The following is a 3288-nucleotide window of genomic DNA, read 5'->3' as shown; positions in this document are numbered from 1 at the left end:
GACCTGGGCAAGACGATCGTGTTCGTCACGCACGACTTCGACGAGGCGGTGAAGCTGGGCGACCGGATCGCGGTGCTCGGCGACCAGTCCAAGATCCTGCAGTACGACACGCCGGACGCGATCCTGGCCAACCCCGCCGACGACACGGTCGCCGGGTTCGTCGGGGCGGGCGCCGCGCTCAAGCAGCTCACGCTGCGCCGGGTCCGCGAGATCGAACTCGGCCAGGTGCCGACCGCCGCGGTCGACGAGGAACCCGGCGTGCTGCGGGACCGGCTGGGCACCCGGCGCGGCGCGATCGGATTGGTGCTGGACCGCCGGAAGCGGCCGCTGCGCTGGACCACCGCCCGCGAGGCCGGTGCGGTCTCCGCGCTGTCGCAGGCCGGGCGTGCGGTGGAGGACAGCGTTTCGCCCGCCTCCACGTTGCAGGACGCGCTGGAAGCGATCCTGACCGACGACGACGGGGTCGCGGTGGTCACCGGCTCGCGCGGGGAGTACATCGGCGTGGTCGACATCGACACGGTGATGACCACGATCAAATCGCTGCGCGAGGAACACGCGGACAGCGGTGCGGAGACCGGCGACGCCGCGGCCGCGGACACCGGCGACGCCGGTGCCGCCGACACCGGTGCCGCGGATGCCGAGGCGCGGTCATGACCAGCGCCTACTCCTCGGACTCCGGATCGCGCGGAGCGGAACGGCTGCGGCTGTTCGCCCAGCCGATCGTGGCCGCGGTGCTGGTCGCGGTGGTGCTCGGCGTCGCGTACGCGCACCGGGACAACGTGATCACCTCGCGGAACATCACCGCGTCCACGTTGCTGACGCTGACCTGGCAGCACTTCCTGATCAGCCTGGCCGTGGCGCTGATCGTGGTGCTGCTGGCGGTCCCGCTGGGCGTGCTGCTGAGCCGTTCCTGGGCGCGGCGGCTGAGCCCGATCGTGATCGGCATCGCGAACGTCGGCCAGGCGGCCCCGTCGGTCGGCCTGCTGGTGCTGTTCTTCCTGCTCACCAACGGCACCACCGGTTTCTGGATCGCCACGTTGCCGATCGCCGTCTACGCCCTGCTGCCGGTGCTGCGCAACACGCTCGTCGGGCTGCAGCAGGTGGATCCGGCGCTGATCGACGCGGGCCGGGGCATCGGCATGTCCGGGACGATGGTGCTGCTGCGGATCGAACTGCCGTTGTCGGTGCCGTTCATCCTCGCCGGGCTGCGCACCGCGCTGGTGCTGGCCGTCGGGACCGCCTCGCTGGCGTGGTTCGTCGGCGCGGGCGGTGTCGGGGAGCTGATCGACACCGGTTACAAGCTCAGCAACTGGACGGTGCTGTCGGTCGGCGCGGTGCTCGCGATGGCGCTGGCGCTGCTGGTGGACTGGCTCGGCGGCGTCGCCGAGCAGTACCTGTCTCCGAAGGGACTGCGATGAACACACGGATGTCCCGGCGGAGCGCGTTGAAACTCGCCTCGGCAGCGGCGGCGGGCGCGGCGCTGAGCGGTTGCGGGCTCAGCTCCGGATCGTCGGTGCCGCTGCGGGTCGAGCCGGGCTCGATCCGGCCGGTCCCGGAGCTGGAGGGCGTGCGGTTCACGGTCGGCTCGAAGGACTTCACCGAGCAGATCGTGCTCGCCTACCTGGCCGAGTTCGCGCTGCTGGCCGCAGGCGCCGAGGTGCGCGACCTGAGCAACATCACCGGCTCGGCCAGCGCCCGCAACGCACTGGTCAGCAACCAGATCGACGTGCTGTGGGAGTACACCGGCGCGTCCTGGATCAGCTACAACGGCAACACCGAGCCGATCCCGGATCCGATCGCCCAGTACGAGGCCGTGCGCAAGATGGACCTCGAGCGCAACGGGGTCGCCTGGTTCGCCTTGGCGTTGCAGGCGGACAACACCTACTCGTTCGCGTTGAACCAGCAGAACGCGCGGCGGCTCGGGGTGGAGACCTTCTCCGACCTCAAGCGGCTGGGCGCCGAGCGGCCGCAGGAGCTGAGCTTCTGCGTGGAGACCGAGTTCGCCAGCCGCAACGACGGCCTGCCCGGGGTTTCGCAGACCTACGGTTTCGAGGTGGACCCGTCCCGGGTGGAGACGCTGAACACCGGCACCATCTACGCGGCGACCGCGTCGGGCAATACCTGCAACTTCGGCGAGGTGTTCACGACCGACGGGCGGATCCGCTCGCTGGACCTGAAGGTGCTGACCGACGACAAGGGGTTCTTCCCGCGCTACAACCTCGGGGTCACGGTGCGGGCCGGGATGCTGCAGCGGTATCCGCAGTTGCAGCAGGTGTTCCAGCCGATCTCGGACCGGTTGAACAACGCCGAGCTGATGGAGCTCAACGCGGGCGTCGACGTCGACGGCCGGGACCCGGCCGACGTGGCCAGGGACTGGATGGTCAAGCACGGTTTCGTGACCTTGCCGAACAACGCCGCCTGACCATTCCGGGCGGGGCCGGCGGCCCGTCGTCGCCGCTCGGGCTGGGTAAACGCCCCCGCTGGGCAAAACCGCTTTCGCAACGTCCCTGGACGAGCACGTCCGGAATCGAGACCGCGATGGCACTCGGCTTTGCTCGGTGGGTGGCGGCGTCGGAGGATCGATGGCCCTTGCGGGCGCATGCCGCGCCCATTCGTGCTCAAACCTGCGCACGAGGCTTGGGGTGTCGCCCGCATCGTGCTTGGGTCCAGCGCGAGCCAAGTCGGTAATCACACCTGGGAGAACGCGATGCCGGAGAAGCTGACCGTGGATCTTCACCCGATCTTCCGCAGCGACAGGGACATCGACAACGCAGTGCGCAACGGGATCTTCCGTGCGGCCGGCGAGAACGTGCCGCTCGTCGAGATCATTCCGGGCAAGGGTGCCGGCAAGCTCAAGAAGCGCGTTCTCGCGATGCTGAAGCAGCCCCACATCAAGAAGCTGTACCGGAGTGTGGAGGTGGCCCCCGGCAACGACGGGATGGTGCTGGTGCACTTGAGGTAGGCGGACACACGGCCACATCCAGGGTGGCATCCGGGAGACGGGCGGAAGATATTCGAGATCAGTTCAAGCAGACCGATCCGAACACCTTCGCACCGCGCTCTGCGGCAAAGATCGATGACTATCCCGGCAGGCCTGTGCTAACCGGGAATCCGCCCCGCCTGACCGACGCCGGAGTGGCATCTGCCCGGAGCTTGTCGCTATTGCCGGTCCGATCCGGCTATGAACACTAGATGCCGAGGCGGTTGAGCAGGTCGTCCTCGATGCGGTCGAGTTCGCCGGTCACCGCCCGATGCGCCGCCCGGCGGCGTTGCGCGGGCATCCGCTCG

4 protein-coding genes and 1 pseudogene are annotated in these 3288 nt (G+C 69.0%); 4 read left to right on the top strand and 1 reads right to left on the bottom strand.

Annotated elements, in window-relative coordinates:
* From IJH84_RS14595 to IJH84_RS14580, 4 genes and pseudogenes are all read left to right on the top strand, one after another.
* Positions 1 to 654 (top strand): annotated as a pseudogene (locus tag IJH84_RS14595) (ABC transporter); the annotation flags it as partial.
* Entirely contained in the window at positions 651 to 1418 is a 768-nt protein-coding gene (locus IJH84_RS14590) for an ABC transporter permease (protein WP_295145314.1), read from the top strand. The pseudogene IJH84_RS14595 and the gene IJH84_RS14590, both read left to right, overlap by 4 nt.
* Positions 1419 to 1426: 8 nt before the next feature.
* Positions 1427 to 2422 (top strand): glycine betaine ABC transporter substrate-binding protein, encoded by a 996-nt coding sequence (locus IJH84_RS14585; RefSeq protein ID WP_200068641.1) that lies wholly within the window; start codon positions 1427 to 1429, stop codon positions 2420 to 2422.
* 285 nt (positions 2423 to 2707) lie between these two features.
* Positions 2708 to 2962 (top strand): Smr/MutS family protein, encoded by a 255-nt coding sequence (locus tag IJH84_RS14580; protein WP_200068074.1) that lies wholly within the window; start codon positions 2708 to 2710, stop codon positions 2960 to 2962.
* A gap of 226 nt (positions 2963 to 3188) precedes the next feature.
* On the opposite strand, the gene IJH84_RS14575 is transcribed toward IJH84_RS14580, so the two are convergent.
* Positions 3189 to 3288 (bottom strand): DUF6474 family protein (locus IJH84_RS14575; protein ID WP_295145317.1); only part of this gene is annotated, 100 nt, incomplete at its 5' end.

Source organism: Saccharopolyspora sp. (assembly GCF_017434145.1).
GTDB lineage: Bacteria > Actinomycetota > Actinomycetes > Mycobacteriales > Pseudonocardiaceae > Saccharopolyspora_C > Saccharopolyspora_C galaxeae.
Note: the sequence above shows the minus strand (reverse complement) of the source record. Positions and strands in the feature narration are given on the sequence as shown.

Excerpts from the sequence above, each read along its gene's own strand:
- IJH84_RS14590 (WP_295145314.1), top strand. The coding sequence starts at position 651 with ATGACCAGCGCCTACTCCTCGGACTCCGGATCGCGCGGAGCGGAACGG.
- IJH84_RS14585 (WP_200068641.1), top strand. The coding sequence starts at position 1,427 with ATGTCCCGGCGGAGCGCGTTGAAACTCGCCTCGGCAGCGGCGGCGGGC.
- IJH84_RS14580 (WP_200068074.1), top strand. The coding sequence starts at position 2,708 with ATGCCGGAGAAGCTGACCGTGGATCTTCACCCGATCTTCCGCAGCGAC.